General features: G+C 54.4%; 15 protein-coding genes and 1 pseudogene. 15 read left to right on the top strand and 1 reads right to left on the bottom strand.

Features of this window, described 5'->3' with window-relative positions; all coding sequences use genetic code 11:
• Window positions 1-80: 80 nt before the first annotated feature.
• Window positions 81-1,664 carry a TerC family protein gene (locus OGX84_RS10550; protein ID WP_286457998.1) on the bottom strand — a complete coding sequence of 528 codons (1,584 nt, stop codon included), beginning with the start codon at window positions 1,662-1,664 and terminating at the stop codon, window positions 81-83.
• 691 nt (window positions 1,665-2,355) lie between these two features.
• Between OGX84_RS10550 and OGX84_RS10545 the strand changes: the two genes are divergently transcribed.
• The 15 genes and pseudogenes from OGX84_RS10545 to cpsG all read left to right on the top strand — a co-directional run bounded on the left by OGX84_RS10545 (window position 2,356) and on the right by cpsG (window position 18,154).
• Window positions 2,356-3,495 carry a polysaccharide export protein gene (locus OGX84_RS10545; RefSeq protein WP_012131699.1) on the top strand — a complete coding sequence of 380 codons (1,140 nt, stop codon included), beginning with the start codon at window positions 2,356-2,358 and terminating at the stop codon, window positions 3,493-3,495.
• A 5-nt stretch (window positions 3,496-3,500) separates the two neighbouring features.
• Window positions 3,501-3,944, top strand: coding sequence for a low molecular weight protein-tyrosine-phosphatase Wzb (wzb, locus tag OGX84_RS10540; RefSeq protein ID WP_012131700.1), 444 nt, complete (start codon window positions 3,501-3,503; stop codon window positions 3,942-3,944).
• Between the two features lie 2 nt (window positions 3,945-3,946).
• Window positions 3,947-6,109, top strand: a complete 2,163-nt coding sequence (gene wzc, locus OGX84_RS10535) for a tyrosine-protein kinase Wzc (protein ID WP_153257713.1) — start codon at window positions 3,947-3,949, stop codon at window positions 6,107-6,109.
• A 114-nt stretch (window positions 6,110-6,223) separates the two neighbouring features.
• Window positions 6,224-7,066 carry a colanic acid biosynthesis glycosyltransferase WcaA gene (gene wcaA, locus OGX84_RS10530; protein ID WP_024130193.1) on the top strand — a complete coding sequence of 281 codons (843 nt, stop codon included), beginning with the start codon at window positions 6,224-6,226 and terminating at the stop codon, window positions 7,064-7,066.
• 2 nt (window positions 7,067-7,068) lie between these two features.
• Window positions 7,069-7,557 carry a colanic acid biosynthesis acetyltransferase WcaB gene (gene wcaB / locus OGX84_RS10525; RefSeq protein ID WP_049011279.1) on the top strand — a complete coding sequence of 163 codons (489 nt, stop codon included), beginning with the start codon at window positions 7,069-7,071 and terminating at the stop codon, window positions 7,555-7,557.
• Window positions 7,554-8,771 (top strand): colanic acid biosynthesis glycosyltransferase WcaC, encoded by a 1,218-nt coding sequence (wcaC, locus tag OGX84_RS10520; protein WP_047462595.1) that lies wholly within the window; start codon window positions 7,554-7,556, stop codon window positions 8,769-8,771. Before wcaB ends, wcaC begins: the two co-directional genes overlap by 4 nt.
• On the top strand, window positions 8,746-9,966 hold the full coding sequence (gene wcaD, locus OGX84_RS10515; protein WP_012131705.1) for a colanic acid polymerase WcaD: 1,221 nt from the start codon (window positions 8,746-8,748) through the stop codon (window positions 9,964-9,966). Before wcaC ends, wcaD begins: the two co-directional genes overlap by 26 nt.
• Window positions 9,967-9,978: 12 nt before the next feature.
• Window positions 9,979-10,725, top strand: coding sequence for a colanic acid biosynthesis glycosyltransferase WcaE (wcaE, locus tag OGX84_RS10510; protein WP_012131706.1), 747 nt, complete (start codon window positions 9,979-9,981; stop codon window positions 10,723-10,725).
• 15 nt (window positions 10,726-10,740) lie between these two features.
• A complete protein-coding gene (gene wcaF / locus OGX84_RS10505; RefSeq protein ID WP_047462599.1) occupies window positions 10,741-11,295 on the top strand; it encodes a colanic acid biosynthesis acetyltransferase WcaF in 555 nt (184 codons plus the stop codon).
• A gap of 23 nt (window positions 11,296-11,318) precedes the next feature.
• Window positions 11,319-12,440: a GDP-mannose 4,6-dehydratase gene (gene gmd / locus OGX84_RS10500; protein WP_012131708.1), complete on the top strand. Its 1,122-nt coding sequence runs from the start codon at window positions 11,319-11,321 to the stop codon at window positions 12,438-12,440.
• A gap of 2 nt (window positions 12,441-12,442) precedes the next feature.
• Window positions 12,443-13,408, top strand: a complete 966-nt coding sequence (fcl, locus tag OGX84_RS10495; protein ID WP_047462602.1) for a GDP-L-fucose synthase — start codon at window positions 12,443-12,445, stop codon at window positions 13,406-13,408.
• Between the two features lie 2 nt (window positions 13,409-13,410).
• Window positions 13,411-13,884 (top strand): annotated as a pseudogene (locus OGX84_RS10490) (GDP-mannose mannosyl hydrolase); the annotation flags it as partial.
• A gap of 86 nt (window positions 13,885-13,970) precedes the next feature.
• Complete coding sequence (wcaI, locus tag OGX84_RS10485) at window positions 13,971-15,194, top strand: colanic acid biosynthesis fucosyltransferase WcaI (RefSeq protein WP_047462609.1); 1,224 nt, start codon at window positions 13,971-13,973, stop codon at window positions 15,192-15,194.
• A 3-nt stretch (window positions 15,195-15,197) separates the two neighbouring features.
• Entirely contained in the window at window positions 15,198-16,634 is a 1,437-nt protein-coding gene (cpsB, locus tag OGX84_RS10480) for a mannose-1-phosphate guanyltransferase (protein ID WP_012131712.1), read from the top strand.
• Between the two features lie 149 nt (window positions 16,635-16,783).
• A complete protein-coding gene (gene cpsG / locus OGX84_RS10475; RefSeq protein ID WP_012131713.1) occupies window positions 16,784-18,154 on the top strand; it encodes a colanic acid biosynthesis phosphomannomutase CpsG in 1,371 nt (456 codons plus the stop codon).
• The last annotated feature ends 31 nt before the right edge of the window (window positions 18,155-18,185 follow it).

Here is an 18,185-nt window from a genome sequence, read left to right as displayed (position 1 = left end):
GCGCTGCGCTTATCAGGCCTACAACGACACAACCGTAGGCCGGGTAAGGCGTCAGCCGCCACCCGGCATGCCGTTCTGCCTTACACCTCGTAATCTAACTCGTCATCGCTACGTAACGGAATAATCTGCACTTTCTGTACGCGGTGACTCTCAACCTGCAAGGTTTTCAACAGGTAATCTCCCACCTGAACCTCTTCTCCGGTTTTCGGCACGCGTTGCAGGTATTCCATCAACAACCCCGCGATGGTGTGGTACTCGCGTTTCTCATCCAGCGGCAGCGGAACGTACTGCACCAGATCTTCCAGCGGCATATGGCCGTTGGCGGTCCAGGAGCCGTCCGGGTTTTTCTGAATATCGTGACGGGCGTCGATCTCTTCCACTTCGTTCGGCAGATTACCGGCGATGGTTTCCATGACGTCGCTCAGGGTTACGAGCCCTTCAACGGAACCAAACTCATCCACGACAAAAGCAAAATGCGTGCGGGCGTTACGGAACTGCTCCAGCGCCGGAAGTAGCGGCAGCGTTTCAGGAAACACCAGCGGTTGACGGATCAACGCCCGCAGATCGAGCGGATCGCCGCGCAGCGATTGCTGTAGCAGGTCGATGACATGCACCACGCCAAGCAACTCTTCCTGTTCGTCCTCTCCGGTCACTACCAGACGCGTATGCTGGTTTTTTTCCAGCAGGGCGCGAATTTCCTCTTCAGGCGCGTCGAGATCGATGTGCTCAATATCATGGCGCGAGGTCATGATACTGCTGACGGTGCGCTGGTTGAGGTTCAGCACCCGCTCAATCATCTGCCGCTCTTGCGGGTTGAAAATCTGGCTGTCGTCATGATCCGCCAGCATAGCGGAGGTGTCAGCATCCAGCTCGGCATCCTCCTTTTTCCCGCTGAGCAAACGCATCACCGCTTCGGTGGTGCGCTGGCGCAACGTATGGTTGGCGGATAAGAAGCGACGACGGTTGAAGATCGCCAGTTGGTTCAGCGCTTCAATCATCACCGAGAAGCCGATCGCGGCATACAGATAACCTTTCGGAATATGGAAGCCAAACCCTTCCGCCACCAGGCTGAAGCCGATCATCAGCAGGAAGCTGAGGCAGAGGATCACGATGGTTGGGTGGCTGTTCACAAACCGGGTCAGGGATTTACTGGCCAGCAGCATCAGGCTGATGGCGATAATCACCGCCGCCATCATCACCGCAAGGTGTTCGACCATCCCCACGGCGGTAATGACCGAGTCGAGGGAGAAGATGGCGTCCAGCACCACAATTTGCGCCACCACGCCCCAGAATTTCGCCCCTTTGCGTTGGGTGGGGTTATCGCTGTCTTTCCCCTCCAGCCGCTCGTTGAGCTCCATCGTGGCTTTAAAGAGCAGGAAGAAACCGCCAAACAGCATAATCAGATCCCGGGCGCTGAAGCTCAGGTCGCGTATGCTGAAGAGAGGCTTCGTCAGCGTGACCAGCCACGAGATAGACGCCAGCAATAGCAGGCGCATGATCATCGCTAACAGCAGCCCGGTAATGCGCGCACGATCGCGCTGCGCAGGCGGCAGTTTTTCAGCGAGGATGGCAATAAAGACCAGGTTATCAATGCCGAGGACTAACTCGATGACGATAAGCGTGACGAGTCCGGCCCAGATTGATGGATCGGCAATCCATTCCATAGTGAGAATAATACCTTTCGTTATATGACAGTTGTCACAATTCGATCATGGATAAAGCTGGCGCAAAATGCAATGACATAACGTCATTTCTCTTTCTTTTATATCAGGCTTTTATGCTGAAAACGTGGCGGAAAAATAACCATAAAGTTTCCATATGGTACGGTTTTTTTAATGTGGACATATTTCGGAAATATCGCAGGTTGGGCGTTAAATATAGAATTTGTCAACATCAATAAAATCCTAAAATTATAATTTCGCCACGCTTAATATTAATCTTAAAAAGGGTGAAGTACAGGCTTGTTACCTTGCCTGCTATTACGTTAACTGCAACAATTCTTGCAGCATTAATGGTGGGCAACAAAAATATCCTGTCGCCGTCAAGCAGGCCATTACTGAGTAACTTTCTTATTTCCTGTGATGTTTCTCTGTCGCGAAGAAGAGGAAATAAAGAGGATTATAAAAACCTAAATTAATCAGTGTATTGGTAGCTAAAAAGCCAAGGGCGGTAGCGTGTCTGATAACCTGGTGACAAGTCTGAATTATTCTGTCAATAGCCTACGGATGAATCCAAATTTTTTAGGACTGATGCCAGTTAAATTTCTTTTCAATTAACTGCAATGTAAATGTGTACAGGCGAAGTCGCTATTTAAATTGCACGGGATAATTACTCTGCCAAAGTGATAAATAATCAATGATGAAATCCAAAATGAAATTGATGCCATTATTGGTGTCGGTAACCTTGATAAGTGGTTGCACAGTACTTCCGGGCAGCAATATGTCTACGATGGGTAAAGACGTGATCAAACAGCAAGACGCTGATTTTGATCTCGACCGTATGGTGAATGTCTATCCGTTGACGCCGCGCCTGGTGGAGCAATTACGACCACGTCCAAATGTGGCGCAGCCCAATATGTCACTGGACCAGGAGATCTCAAGCTACCAGTACCGCGTCGGCCCAGGCGATGTTTTGAATGTGACGGTCTGGGATCACCCGGAACTGACCACGCCCGCCGGGCAGTACCGCAGCTCCAGTGATACCGGCAACTGGGTTCAACCCGATGGCACCATGTTTTATCCCTACATCGGCAAAGTGACTGTGGTGGGCAAAACGCTGGGTGAAATTCGCAGTGATATTACCGGGCGCTTAGCGAAGTACATTGCTGACCCGCAGGTGGACGTTAATATCGCCGCTTTCCGCTCGCAGAAGGCGTATGTCTCCGGGCAGGTGAATAAATCCGGCCAGCAGGCGATCACCAACGTGCCGCTCACCGTTCTTGATGCCATCAACGCCGCAGGTGGTCTGACCGAAAACGCCGACTGGCGCAACGTCGTGCTGACGCACAATGGCCAGGAGCAGCGAATTTCTTTGCAGGCGCTGATGCAAAACGGCGATCTCAGCCAGAACCGGTTGCTCTACCCTGGAGACATCCTGTTTGTACCGCGTAATGACGATCTGAAAGTCTTCGTAATGGGTGAAGTGAAGAAACAGAGCACCCTCAAAATGGACTTCAGCGGTATGACGCTCACCGAAGCATTGGGTACGGCGGAAGGTATCGACCTGACCACCTCCAATGCCAGCGGCATCTTCGTGATTCGACCGCTGAAAGGCGAGGGCGGACGCAATGGCAAGATCGCCAATATTTATCAGCTTGATATGTCTGATGCCACCTCTCTGGTGATGGCGACGGAGTTCCGACTGCAACCTTACGATGTGGTGTACGTCACGACCGCACCGGTTGCGCGCTGGAACCGTCTGATCAATCAGTTGCTGCCGACCATCAGCGGTGTCCGTTATATGACGGATACGGCCAGCGACATTCATAACTGGTAAACGTCATGTTTAACAAAATCTTAGTTGTTTGCGTGGGGAACATTTGCCGTTCCCCGACGGCAGAGCGCTTGCTGAAAAGTTATCACCCGTCGTTAACGGTGGAGTCCGCCGGGCTGGGCGCGCTGGTGGGAAGGGGCGCCGACCGGTCGGCGGTCAGCGTGGCGGCGGCGCATAACCTCTCTCTTGAAGGTCATTGCGCCCGCCAGATCTCCGGGCGTATGTGCCGGGATTATGACCTGATTCTGGCGATGGAAAAACGCCATATCGCCAGACTGTGCGAGATGGCGCCAGAGATGCGCGGGAAAGTGATGTTGTTCGGCCACTGGGACAGCGAGCGTGAAATACCCGATCCGTATCGCAAAAGTCGCGAGGCGTTTGAAGCGGTGTACACATTACTTGAAAGGTCTGCTCGCCAATGGGCGCAGGCATTGAACGCAGAGCAGGTATAACAATGACAGAAAAAGTAAAACAGCTTGCCGCTCCGGTAACGGGCAGTGATGAAATCGATATCGGTCGCCTGGTGGGAACCGTCATTGAAGCGCGCTGGTGGGTGCTTGGCATTACGGCGGTATTTGCGCTGTGCGCCGTGATTTACACGCTATTCGCCACGCCGATTTACAGCGCCGACGCGCTGGTGCAAATCGAGCAAAATACCGGTAACTCGCTGGTGCAGGATATTGGCTCTGCGCTGGCCAATAAACCGCCGGCATCAGAAGCGGAAATTCAGCTGATTCAGTCGCGTCTGGTTCTGGGGAAAACCGTTGACGATCTCGACCTGGATATCTCCGTCACCAAAAACACCTTCCCGCTGTTTGGTGAGGGCTGGGAGCGCCTGATGGGGCGGCAGAATGAGACGGTGAAAGTGACAACGTTCACCCGTCCAAAAGAGATGGGCGAGCAGGTTTTCACGCTTAACGTGCTGAGTGACAAAACCTACGAACTGACCAGCGATGGCGGCTTTAGCGCTCGCGGTCAGGCCGGGCAACTGCTGAGTAAAGATGGCGTGACGATGATGGTGAGCGCTATCCATGCCCGCCCGGACAGTGAATTTACCGTCACTAAATTCTCCACGCTTGGGATGATCAACAATCTGCAAAACAACCTGACCGTGACGGAAAACGGCAAAGATACCGGCGTATTGAGCCTGGCCTTCACCGGTGAAGACAAGGATCAGATCCGCGATATTCTCAACAGCATCACCCGCAACTATCTCGAACAGAACGTTGAGCGGAAATCTGCGGAAGCGGCGAAAAGCCTGGCGTTCCTGGCGAAACAGTTGCCGGAAGTGCGCAGTCGCCTGGACGTCGCGGAAAACAAACTCAACGCCTTCCGTCAGGATAAAGACTCCGTGGACTTACCGCTGGAGGCCAAGGCGGTGCTGGATTCGATGGTGAATATCGACGCCCAGCTTAACGAACTGACCTTCAAAGAGGCGGAAATCTCCAAGCTGTTTACTAAAGCGCATCCGGCTTACCGTACGCTGCTGGAAAAACGTAAAGCGCTGGAAGATGAAAAAGCCAAACTGAACGGGCGGGTGACGGCCATGCCGAAAACGCAGCAGGAAATTGTGCGTCTGACGCGCGACGTCGAATCCGGCCAGCAGGTTTATATGCAACTGCTGAACAAGCAGCAGGAGCTGAAGATCACCGAGGCCAGCACCGTCGGGGATGTACGTATTGTTGACCCGGCGATTGCCCAGCCGGGCGTGCTGAAGCCGAAAAAAGCGCTGATTATTCTTGGCAGCATTATTCTTGGCCTGATGCTCTCTATCGTCGGCGTGCTGCTGCGTTCGCTGTTTAACCGTGGGATTGAAAGTCCGCAGGTGCTCGAAGAACACGGCATCAGCGTCTATGCCAGCATTCCGCTGTCGGAGTGGCAGAAAGCGCGCGATAACGTCAAAACGATTAAGGGTGTTAAGCGCTACAAACAGAGCCAGTTGCTGGCGGTGGGGAATCCAACCGATCTGGCGATTGAGGCGGTGCGTAGCCTGCGTACCAGCCTGCATTTCGCCATGATGCAGGCGCAAAACAATGTGCTGATGTTGACCGGGGTCAGCCCGTCTATCGGCAAAACCTTTGTCTGCGCCAACCTGGCGGCGGTCATCAGCCAGACCAACAAACGCGTGCTGCTGATCGACTGCGATATGCGTAAAGGCTATACCCACGAGCTGCTGGGCACCAACAACGTGAATGGTTTGTCCGACATTCTGGTGGGCAAAGGGGATATCGCCTCCTGCGCCAAACCCACCTCCATCCCGCATTTCGATCTGGTGCCGCGCGGACAGGTGCCGCCTAACCCGTCGGAACTGCTGATGAGCGAGCGCTTTGGCGAACTGATTGCCTGGGCCAGCGCGCACTATGACCTGGTCTTAATCGATACGCCGCCGATTCTGGCGGTGACCGATGCGGCAATCGTCGGACGGCATGTCGGCACTACGCTGATGGTGGCGCGTTACGCCGTTAACACATTAAAAGAGGTGGAAACCAGCCTGAGCCGCTTTGAGCAGAACGGCATTCCGGTAAAAGGCGTAATCCTCAACTCCATCTTCCGACGGGCGACCGGTTATCAGGATTACGGTTACTACGAGTACGAATACAAGTCGGATTCAAAATAATAAGTCGCCTGATGACGCTGCGCTTATCAGGCCTACAGGGCCGACAAAATTGCTGGTAACTGTAGGCCGGATAAGGTGTTTACGCCGCCATCCGACACTATCCGGGGAATGAGAATGACAATAGACAACCCACTGATTTCGATCTACATGCCAACCTGGAATCGGCAGCAACTGGCGATTCGCGCGATTAAATCGGTGCTGCGCCAGGACTATACCCACTGGGAAATGATCATTGTGGATGACTGCTCCTCATCGTATGAGCAGTTGCAGCAGTTTGTTGAAGGGTTAAACGACCCGCGCGTGCGCTACACCCACAATGCGATCAATTCCGGCGCCTGCGCGGTGCGTAATCAGGCCATTATGCAGGCGAAAGGGCAGTACATCACCGGGATCGATGATGATGATGAATGGACGCCGAACCGTCTGAGCGTGTTCCTTGAACATAAGCATCAGCTGGTAACGCACGCGTTTTTATATGCCAATGACTATGTCTGTGAAGGCGAGGTTTACTCGCAGCCGGCCAGTCTGCCGCTGTACCCGAAGTCGCCGTACTCACGCCGTCTTTTTTATAAACGCAATATCATTGGCAATCAGGTCTTTACCTGGGCCTGGCGTTTTAAAGAGTGCCTGTTTGATACCGAACTGAAAGCCGCGCAGGACTACGATATTTTCCTGCGTATGGTGGTTGAGTACGGCGAACCGTGGAAAGTGGAAGAGGCGACGCAGATTCTGCACATCAATCACGGTGAAATGCAGATCACCTCCTCGCCGAAAAAATTCTCCGGCTACTTTCATTTCTACCGCAAGCATAAAGACAAATTCGACCGCGCCAGCAAAAAGTATCAGCTGTTTACGCTGTACCAGATCCGCAATAAGCGAATGACCTGGCGCACGTTGCTGACGCTGTTTTCTGTGCGTAACGGCAAACGCCTGGCTGACGGACTGCGGGGGCGTTAAGGATGCTGGAGGATCTACGCGCAAACAGCTGGAGTCTGCGCCCGTGCTGCATGGTGCTGGCCTACCGCGTCGCCCATTTTTGTTCCGTCTGGCGCAAAAAAAATGTGCTGAATAACCTGTGGGCCGCGCCGGTGCTGGTGCTGTACCGTCTGATGACCGAATGCCTGTTTGGTTACGAAATTCAGGCCGCCGCAACCATCGGCCGACGTTTCACCATCCATCACGGTTATGCTGTCGTGATCAATAAGCATGTCGTCGCGGGCGACGACTTCACCGTGCGTCATGGCGTCACCATCGGCAACCGGGGCGGCGACAGCCTGGCGTGCCCGGTCATTGGTAACGGCGTTGAGCTGGGCGCTAACGTCATTTTGCTGGGGGATATCACCATCGGCAATAACGTGACTATCGGGGCGGGCAGCGTGGTGCTCGACACGGTTCCCGATAACGCGCTGGTAGTGGGAGAGAAGGCGCGAGTGAAGGTAATTAAATGAATATTCTGCAATTTAATGTTCGACTGGCGGAAGGCGGCGCGGCGGGCGTGGCATTAGACCTGCACCTGCGCGCGCTACAAAAAGGCCTGACCTCGCACTTTGTCTATGGCTATGGCAAAGGCGGGAAGAAAAGCGTCAGCCACAGCAACTATCCGCATGTGATTAAACAGACGCCGCGTCTGACATCGGTCGCCAATATCGCGCTGTTTCGTCTGTTTAACCGCGACCTCTTTGGCAATCTCGATAACCTGTACCGCAAAGTGACCCGGACACCCGGCCCGCTGGTGCTGCATTTTCATGTGCTGCACAGCTACTGGCTGAATCTGGCGGAGGTTGTCGCTTTCTGCGAGAAGGTGAAAAACCATAAGCCGGACGTGAGGCTGGTCTGGACGCTGCACGATCACTGGAGCGTGACCGGACGCTGTGCCTTTACTGACGGCTGTGAAGGCTGGAAAAGCGGCTGTCAGAAATGCCCGACGCTGACCAATTATCCGCCGGTAAAAGTGGACAGAGCGCACCAGCTGGTGGTGGGCAAGCGGCAGCTGTTTCAGCAGATGCTCTCGCTGGGCTGTCAGTTTATCTCGCCCAGCCAGCATGTGGCGGAGGCGTTTAACAGCCTGTACGGGGCAGGGCGTTGTCGCATTATCAACAATGGCATTGATGTGGCGACCGAAGCGATTCTGTCCGAACTGTCGCCGGTGAGCGAGCGCCAGGGCAAACCGAAAATTGCCGTGGTGGCGCACGATCTGCGCTATGACGGCAAAACAAACCAGCAGCTGGTGCGCGACATGATGGCGGCAGGCAACAACATTGAGCTGCACACCTTCGGTAAGTTTTCCCCCTTCGACGGTGAGAACGTGGTGAATCACGGCTTTGAAACCGATAAACGCAAGCTGATGAGCGCCCTTAACCAGATGGATGCGCTGGTGTTCAGCTCCCGGGTCGATAATTACCCGCTGATTTTGTGTGAAGCGTTATCTATCGGCGTGCCGGTGATCGCCACGCACAGCGACGCGGCGCAGGAGGTGCTGGCAAAATCGGGCGGGCGAACGTTCAGTGAAGACGAGGTGCTGAACCTGGTGCAGATGAGCAAATCCGACATTGCCCAGGCCGTATTTGGCGCCTCGCTGGAGGCCTTTTGCGAGCGTAGCCGCACCGCATACAGCGGACAACAGATGCTGGAGGAGTATGTCTCGTTCTATCAGAATCTGTAGTTACCTGCTACTGCCGCTGATCTACCTGCTGGTCAACGTCAAAATTGCCCAACTGGGCGAAAGCTTCCCCATCACCATCGTCACCTTTCTACCCGTTTTGCTGTTGTTGTTCATTGAGCGCATCAGCATTAAAAAATTGATGATTGCGCTGGGCGTGGGGGCGGGGCTGACGGCGTTTAACTACCTGTTCGGTCAGTCGCTGGATGCCAGCAAATATGTCACCTCGACGATGCTGTTTGTTTACATCGTCATCATTATCGGCATGGTGTGGAGTATTCGCTTTAAAACCGTTTCCCCGCATAACTACCGCAAGATATTACGTTTTTTCTATATGGTGGTGGCGTTTGTGGTGGCGCTGGCGGCAGTTGAGATGGCGCAGATCATTCTCACCGGCGGCAGCAGCTTAATGGAAGGAATTTCGAAATATCTTATTTACAGTAATAGCTATGTGCTGAATTTTATTAAATTTGGCGGTAAGCGAACCACTGCGCTCTATTTTGAACCGGCGTTTTTTGCTCTGGCGTTAATCTCAATTTGGCTCAGCATCAAACAGTTTGGTATCAAAACCCCTAAGACCGATGCTATGATTCTGGCAGGGATAATATTATCAGGATCATTTTCAGGGGTAATGACCTTTATCCTGTTTTACTTACTGGAGTGGGCATTTCAGTATCTGAATAAGGATGCGATAAGGAAAAAATTGCCACTGGCGATTATTTCGTTGGGCGTGTTTTTAGTCGGTGTGGTTTTTGCGTTTCCTTATATCGCTGAACGTCTTGGAGATTTAGGAACGGAAGGCTCATCATCGTATTATCGTATCGTTGGGCCATTAGTGATGGTCGGTTATTCGTTGACCCATATTGATGGCGTAGTCAGATTTGGCTCACTTTATGAATATGTCGCATCATTCGGAATTTTTAACGGTGCGGATGTCGGGAAAACAATAGACAATGGCCTGTATCTGCTGATTATTTATTTCTCATGGTTCGCGGTGTTATTGACCGCATGGTACATGTGGAAAATCTTAAAAATGACGCTGAATGCGTTTGGCGATAATCAGAATTTTCGGGTGCAGCTTTATCTCTTTACGCCGGTATCGTTGTTTTTTACCGGTTCGATATTTAGCCCGGAATATGCATTTTTAATCGTTTGTCCTTTTATTTTGCGCAAAGCGCTAAATATTACGAATTCATGACGAGGTGGTTTTATGTTACTTAGCGTCGTTACTGTCGCCTTTCGTAATTACGACGGCGTGGTAAACACCTGGCGCTCGCTGCGCAACCTGGCGCGCGATCCCAGCCTGACCTTTGAATGGATTGTCGTGGACGGCGGTTCGGATGACGGCACCGCCCAGTTTCTGGAAAAACTCAACGGTGAGTTTAACTTACGCTTCGTAAGTGAAAAAGATCGCGGTATTTACGACGCGATGAACAAAGGCATTGCGATGGCGCAAGGGCGCTATACTCTTTTCCTCAATTCCGGCGATGTGTTTCATGAAGATGTCACCGATTTTGTCCGTCAACTGGGGCGAAAAAATGATGACGCGATGTACATTGGCGACGCGTTACTGGATTTTGGTGAAGGAAATAAAACCCGACGAAGCGCCAAACATGGCTGGTATATCTACCACAGCTTACCCGCCAGCCATCAGGCTATTTTCTTCCCGACCGCAGGGCTGAAAAAACATCCATACGATCTGCAATATAAGGTGTCATCTGATTACGCGCTGGCGGCCAGTCTTTATAAATCAGGCTATCCTTTCCGTCGAATCAAAGGGTTGGTGTCTGAATTTTCTATGGGCGGCGTGTCAACCTCAAATAATCTGGAATTATGCCGGGATGCAAAAAATGTGCAGCGTAAAATATTACGCGTCCCCGGATTCTGGGCGGAATTATCTTATTTACTACGTCTGAAAACGACAGGCAAAGCAAAAGCCTTATATAACAAAGCCTGAATATAAGGAAAAATGATGCAGGATTTAAGCGGCTTCTCGGTGCCGAAAGGGTTCCGGGGCGGCAATGCAATAAAAGTGCAATTATGGTGGGCGGTGCAGGCGACGTTATTTAGCTGGTCGCCGCAGGTGATGTATCGCTGGCGCGCATTTTTATTACGGATGTTTGGCGCAAAAATAGGAAAAAACGCAGTCATCCGACCTTCTGTAAAAATTACGTATCCGTGGAAATTGACGTTAGGTGATTACGCCTGGGTCGGCGATGACGCCGTTTTATATACGCTGGGTGACATTACGATTGGCGCACACTCTGTTATTTCGCAGAAAAGCTATTTATGTACCGGCAGCCATGATTATGCCAGCGCCCATTTTGATATTAACGCCACGCCAATTGTGATTGGCGAGAAATGCTGGCTGGCGACGGATGTCTTTGTCGCTCCCGGCGTAACGATAGGCGACGGCACCGTCGTTGGTGCGCGAAGCAGTGTTTTTAAATCGCTACCGGCAAACACAATCTGCCGTGGCAATCCCGCAGTGGTAACGCGCGAGCGCGTTGAGAAAGTTACTCCCTAACGGGACTATTTGAGGAAAATAAAATGTCAAAAGTCGCTCTCATTACTGGCGTAACCGGGCAGGATGGTTCTTACCTGGCGGAACTTCTGCTGGAGAAAGGTTACGAGGTTCATGGTATCAAGCGTCGCGCGTCTTCGTTCAATACCGAACGCGTGGATCATATCTATCAGGACCCGCATGCCAGCAACCCGAAATTCCACCTGCACTACGGTGATCTGACCGACTCATCCAACCTGACCCGCATTTTGCAGGAAGTGCAGCCGGATGAAGTCTACAACCTGGGGGCAATGAGCCACGTTGCGGTTTCGTTTGAGTCCCCGGAATACACCGCCGACGTAGATGCGCTGGGTACGCTGCGTCTGCTGGAGGCAATCCGCTTCCTGGGCCTGGAAAAGAAAACCCGTTTCTATCAGGCTTCCACCTCTGAGCTGTACGGTCTGGTGCAGGAAATTCCACAAAAAGAGACCACGCCGTTCTATCCGCGCTCTCCGTATGCCGTCGCCAAACTGTACGCCTACTGGATCACCGTTAACTACCGCGAATCCTACGGCATCTACGCCTGTAACGGCATTCTGTTCAACCATGAATCTCCGCGTCGCGGCGAAACCTTCGTGACCCGCAAAATCACCCGCGCGATTGCCAATATCGCTCAGGGGCTGGAGTCCTGCCTGTTCCTCGGCAACATGGATTCCCTGCGTGACTGGGGCCATGCCAAAGACTACGTCAAGATGCAGTGGATGATGCTGCAACAAGAGACGCCGGAAGATTTCGTGATCGCGACCGGCGTACAGTACTCCGTGCGTCAGTTCGTCGAAATGGCGGCGGCACAGCTGGGAATCAAACTGCGCTTTGAAGGGGAAGGCGTGGAAGAGAAAGGGATTGTCGTTTCTGTCACCGGTCATGACGCGCCGGGCGTGAAGCCGGGTGATGTGATTATCGCCGTTGACCCGCGCTACTTCCGTCCTGCGGAAGTGGAAACCCTGCTGGGCGACCCGTCAAAAGCGCACGAGAAGCTGGGCTGGAAACCGGAGATCACACTCCAGGAGATGGTGTCTGAAATGGTTGCGAAAGACCTGGAAGCGGCGAAGAAACATTCCTTGCTGAAATCTCATGGCTACGAGGTTGCCATCGCGCTGGAGTCCTGAGGATGATGAAACAACGTATTTTTGTGGCGGGCCATCGCGGGATGGTGGGTTCCGCCATCGTAAGACAGCTGGCGCAGCGCGAGGATGTGGAGCTGGTGCTTCGCACCCGCGACGAGCTGAATTTGCTGGACAGCCGGGCAGTACAGGCATTCTTCGCTGAAGAACGCATTGACCAGGTTTATCTGGCGGCGGCGAAGGTGGGCGGTATTGTCGCCAACAATACGTACCCGGCCGATTTCATCTACGAGAACATGATGATTGAGAGCAACATCATTCACGCCGCGCATCTGCACAACGTGAACAAGCTGTTGTTCCTCGGTTCCTCCTGTATCTACCCCAAACTGGCAAAACAGCCGATGGCGGAAAGCGAACTGCTGCAAGGGTCGCTTGAACCAACCAACGAGCCGTATGCCATCGCCAAAATTGCCGGGATCAAACTGTGCGAGTCCTGGAATCGCCAGTTTGACCGCGATTACCGCTCGGTTATGCCGACCAACCTGTACGGGCCACATGACAACTTCCACCCGAGTAATTCGCACGTCATTCCCGCGCTGCTGCGCCGCTTCCATGAAGCGACCGAGCAGAACGCGCCGGATGTAGTGGTATGGGGCAGCGGGACACCGATGCGCGAGTTCCTGCATGTGGATGATATGGCTGCCGCCAGCATCCATGTGATGGAGCTGGATCGCGAAGTGTGGCAGGAGAACACGCAGCCGATGCTCTCGCACATCAACGTCGGTACTGGTGTGGATTGCACCATTCGGGAGTTGGCGCAAACGATCGCTCAGGTCGTGGGCTACAAAGGGCGGGTGGTGTTTGACGCCACGAAACCGGACGGTGCGCCGCGCAAACTGCTCGACGTAACGCGTCTGCATCAGCTTGGCTGGTATCACGAGGTGTCGCTGGAGGCCGGGCTTGCCAGCACTTACCAGTGGTTCCTTGAGAACCAGCACCGGTTCCGGGGGTAAACATGTTTTTACGTCAGGAAGATTTCGCTACCGTCGTGCGCTCTACGCCGCTGATCTCCATTGATTTGATCGTGGAGAATGAGCGCGGCGAGTTCCTGCTGGGCAAGCGCACCAATCGCCCTGCGCAGGGTTACTGGTTCGTACCGGGCGGGCGCGTGCAGAAGGATGAGACGCTGGAAAATGCGTTTGAGCGTCTCACTCAGGCGGAACTGGGGCTGCGTTTTCCGCTGTCCGCAGGCGCGTTTTATGGCGTCTGGCAGCACTTCTATGACGATAACTTCTCCGGCGAAGACTTTACCACTCATTACGTTGTGCTTGGTTTTCGCCTGAAGGTGAATCAGGCGGATTTGCATCTGCCTGATGAACAACATGAAGATTATCGCTGGCAGACGCCTGAGCGGCTTCTGGCAAGCGCCAGCGTTCACGACAACAGTCGGGCGTACTTCCTCGCGGATCGTCAGTCCGGGGCGCCTGGATGTTACACGAAATCATTCAGCCTGAATCAAGGCGGCAGGGGTGAGCAGATGCAGCCAACGCAGAGTCAGGTTGAAGGATGAAGCGTATGAGAATCCTTGTGTACGGCATCAACTACTCGCCGGAGCTAACCGGCATCGGTAAATACACCGGCGAGATGGTGGAGTGGATGGCGCGTGAAGGGCACGAAGTTCGGGTGATCACCGCGCCGCCTTATTACCCGCAGTGGAAAGTGGGCGAGCAGTATTCCTCCTGGCGTTATCGCCGGGAAGAGGGGGCGGCTACCGTCTGGCGCTGCCCGTTATATGTTCCGACGCAGCCATCGACGCTGAAACGCTTGCTGCACCTGGGCAGTTTCGCCCTGAGCAGTTTCTTCCCGCTGATGGCGCAGCGACGCTGGAAGCCGGATCGGATTATCGGCGTGGTGCCGACGCTGTTTTGCACGCCGGGTATGCGTTTGCTGGCGAAACTCTCCGGCGCGCGTACGCTGCTGCACATTCAGGACTACGAGGTGGATGCGATGCTCGGTCTGGGGCTGGCCGGGCAAGGCAAGAGCGGTAAGGTTGCCCGACTGGCCGCCGCGTTCGAGCGCAGCGGTCTGCACAACGTCGATAACGTCTCCACCATCTCCCGCTCAATGATGAATAAAGCGCAGGAGAAAGGGGTCGCGGCAGACAAAGTGATTTTCTTCCCTAACTGGTCGGAAGTGGCGCGTTTTCGCGACGTGACCGCTAGCGATGCGGCCCGCTTACGCCAGACGTTGGGGTTGCCGGATGATAAAAAAATCATTCTGTACTCCGGCAATATTGGTGAAAAACAAGGGCTTGAAAACGTGATTGACGCCGCTGAGCGTCTTACCGATCGCCCCTGGTTGTTTGTCATTGTCGGGCAGGGCGGCGGCAAAGCGCGGCTGGAAAAAATGGCCCGTGAGCGCGGCCTGGATAACGTCAAATTTTATCCGCTTCAGCCTTATGAAGCCTTACCTGCGCTGCTGAAGATGGGCGATTGCCATCTGGTGGTGCAAAAGCGCGGCGCGGCGGATGCCGTTTTGCCGTCGAAACTGACCAATATTCTGGCGGTGGGCGGCAACGCGGTGATTACCGCTGAACCGGAAACCGAACTCGGCCAGCTTTGTCGCGACTATCCCGGCATTGCCGTTTGCGTGGAACCGGAGTCGGTCGACGCGCTGGTGACGGGGATTACCCAGGCGCTTGCCATGCCTGAGAACAACACGGTGGCATGCGAATATGCCGAACGCACGCTCGATAAAGAGAACGTGTTACGTCAATTTATTACAGATATTCGGGGATAAATCATGGGTCAACGTAAACTTTATCCGGTCGTGATGGCGGGTGGCTCGGGTAGCCGTTTATGGCCGCTTTCTCGTGTACTTTATCCAAAACAGTTTCTCTGCCTGAAGGGTGATCTCACCATGCTGCAAACGACCATTTGTCGTCTGAACGGCGTGGAGTGCGAAAGCCCGGTGGTGATTTGCAATGAGCAGCACCGCTTTATTGTCGCCGAACAGTTGCGCCAGCTAAACAAACTGACGGAGAACATTATTCTCGAACCTGCCGGACGCAATACCGCGCCAGCGATTGCGCTGGCGGCGTTGGCGGCGAAACGCCACAGCCCGGAAGGCGATCCGCTGATGCTGGTACTGGCGGCCGATCACGTCATCGCTGATGAAGGGGCGTTTCGCGACGCGGTGCGTAACGCCATTCCGTATGCCGAAGCGGGTAAGCTGGTCACGTTCGGCATCGTGCCGGATCTGCCGGAAACCGGCTATGGCTACATTCGTCGCGGCGATGTCTCTCCCGGCGAGCAAGACGCGGTTGCTTTTGACGTCGCGCAGTTTGTCGAAAAACCCAATCTTGAAACCGCGCAGGCCTACGTGGCGAGCGGCGACTACTACTGGAACAGCGGGATGTTCCTGTTCCGCGCCGGGCGTTATCTGGAAGAACTGAAAAAATACCGTCCCGATATTCTGGACGCCTGCGAAAACGCGATGAGCATCGTTGACCCCGACCTCGACTTTATCCGCGTGGATGAAGAGGCGTTCCTCGCCTGCCCGGAAGAGTCGGTGGACTACGCGGTGATGGAGCGCACGGCGGATGCGGTGGTTATGCCGATGGATGCCGGCTGGAGCGACGTGGGTTCCTGGTCTTCACTGTGGGAAATCAGCGCGCACACCGCCGAGGGAAACGTGCATCACGGCGACGTCATTAGCCATAAAACGGAAAACAGCTACGTTTATGCGGAGTCGGGCCTGGTGACGACCGTCGGGGTGAAAGACCTGGTGGTTGTACAGACCAAAGATGCGGTGCTGATTGCCGATCGCAATGCGGTGCAGGATGTGAAAAAAGTGGTGGAGCAGATTAAAGCTGATGGTCGCCATGAGCACCATATCCACCGTGAAGTCTACCGGCCGTGGGGCAAATACGACTCCATCGACGCTGGCGACCGTTATCAGGTGAAACGTATTACCGTTAAACCCGGCGAGGGGCTCTCCGTGCAGATGCATCACCATCGGGCGGAGCACTGGGTGGTGGTCGCAGGGACGGCAAAAGTCACCATCAACGGCGAAATCAAACTGCTCGGTGAAAACGAGTCTGTCTACATACCTCTGGGGGCGACCCACTGCCTGGAGAATCCGGGAAAAATTCCGCTCGACCTGATTGAAGTCCGCTCCGGTTCGTACCTTGAAGAGGACGACGTGGTGCGCTTCGCCGATCGCTACGGGCGGGTGTAAGCCTGGTAAGTTGCCGGATGGCGCGTTGCTTATCCGGCCTACAGGTCCGTAGTCCCGGTAAGCGCAGCGCCACCGGGCAATAAAACAAAAATTGAAAAAGGCTCTTACGAGAGTCAGGGCCAACTGTTGCCTGAAGAAGGGTAAAAAACATGACGAAATTAACCTGTTTTAAAGCCTACGATATTCGCGGCAGGCTGGGCGAAGAGTTGAATGAGGATATCGCGTGGCGTATTGGCCGCGCTTACGGCGAGTTCCTGCAACCGAAAACCATTGTGCTGGGCGGCGATGTGCGCCTGACAAGCGAGTCGCTGAAACTGGCGCTGGCGAAAGGGTTGCAGGATGCGGGCGTTGACGTACTGGATATTGGCCTTTCCGGCACGGAAGAGATCTATTTTGCGACCTTCCATCTGGGCGTCGATGGCGGTATTGAAGTGACCGCCAGCCATAACCCGATGGACTACAACGGTATGAAACTGGTGCGCGAGGGCGCGCGCCCCATCAGCGGCGACACCGGCCTGCGCGACGTGCAGCGTCTGGCGGAAGCCAATGATTTTCCACCGGTCAACGAAGCCAGACGCGGCAGCTATAAGCAGATCAATCTGCGTGACGCCTACATCGACCACCTGTTCGGCTACATCAACGTCAACAATCTCACGCCATTGAAGCTGGTCATCAACTCCGGCAACGGCGCGGCAGGCCCGGTGGTGGATGCCATTGAAGCCCGCTTTAAGGCGCAGGGTGTGCCGGTTGACTTCATCAAAATCCACAACACGCCGGACGGCAACTTCCCGAACGGCATCCCTAATCCGCTGCTGCCGGAGTGTCGCGATGACACCCGCAACGCCGTTATTGAACACGGCGCAGATATGGGCATTGCCTTCGACGGGGATTTCGACCGCTGCTTCCTGTTTGATGAGAAAGGGCAGTTCATTGAGGGCTACTACATTGTCGGCCTGCTGGCGGAGGCATTTCTGGAGAAACACCCGGGGGCGAAGATCATCCACGACCCGCGTCTGTCCTGGAACACCGTTGATGTGGTGACGGCGGCGGGCGGCACGCCGGTGATGTCGAAAACCGGTCATGCCTTCATTAAAGAACGTATGCGCCATGAAGATGCTATCTACGGCGGCGAAATGAGCGCCCATCACTACTTCCGTGATTTTGCGTACTGCGACAGCGGGATGATCCCGTGGCTGCTGGTGGCGGAGCTGGTATGTCTGAAAGGGCAGTCGCTGGGGGAACTGGTGCGTGACCGGATGGCGGCGTTCCCGGCCAGCGGTGAAATCAACAGCAAACTGGCAGAGCCTGCGGCCGCCATCAGCCGGGTGGAAGCACACTTTGCGCGTGAAGCGCTGACGGTGGACAGAACTGACGGCATCAGCATGTCGTTTGCCGACTGGCGCTTCAACCTGCGTTCTTCCAATACCGAACCGGTGGTGCGGTTGAACGTGGAATCACGCGGCGACATTCCGCTGATGGAAGCGCGAACGCGAACCCTGCTGACGTTGCTGAATCAGTAATGTCGGTTCTTCCCTTACCCGGCGACGGGTA

Origin of the sequence: Citrobacter sp. CK202, from assembly GCF_030333225.1 — a bacterium.
GTDB lineage: Bacteria > Pseudomonadota > Gammaproteobacteria > Enterobacterales > Enterobacteriaceae > Citrobacter_B > Citrobacter_B koseri.
The sequence above is the reverse complement of the archived record's forward strand: the minus strand, read 5'-3'. Positions and strand labels throughout refer to the sequence as shown.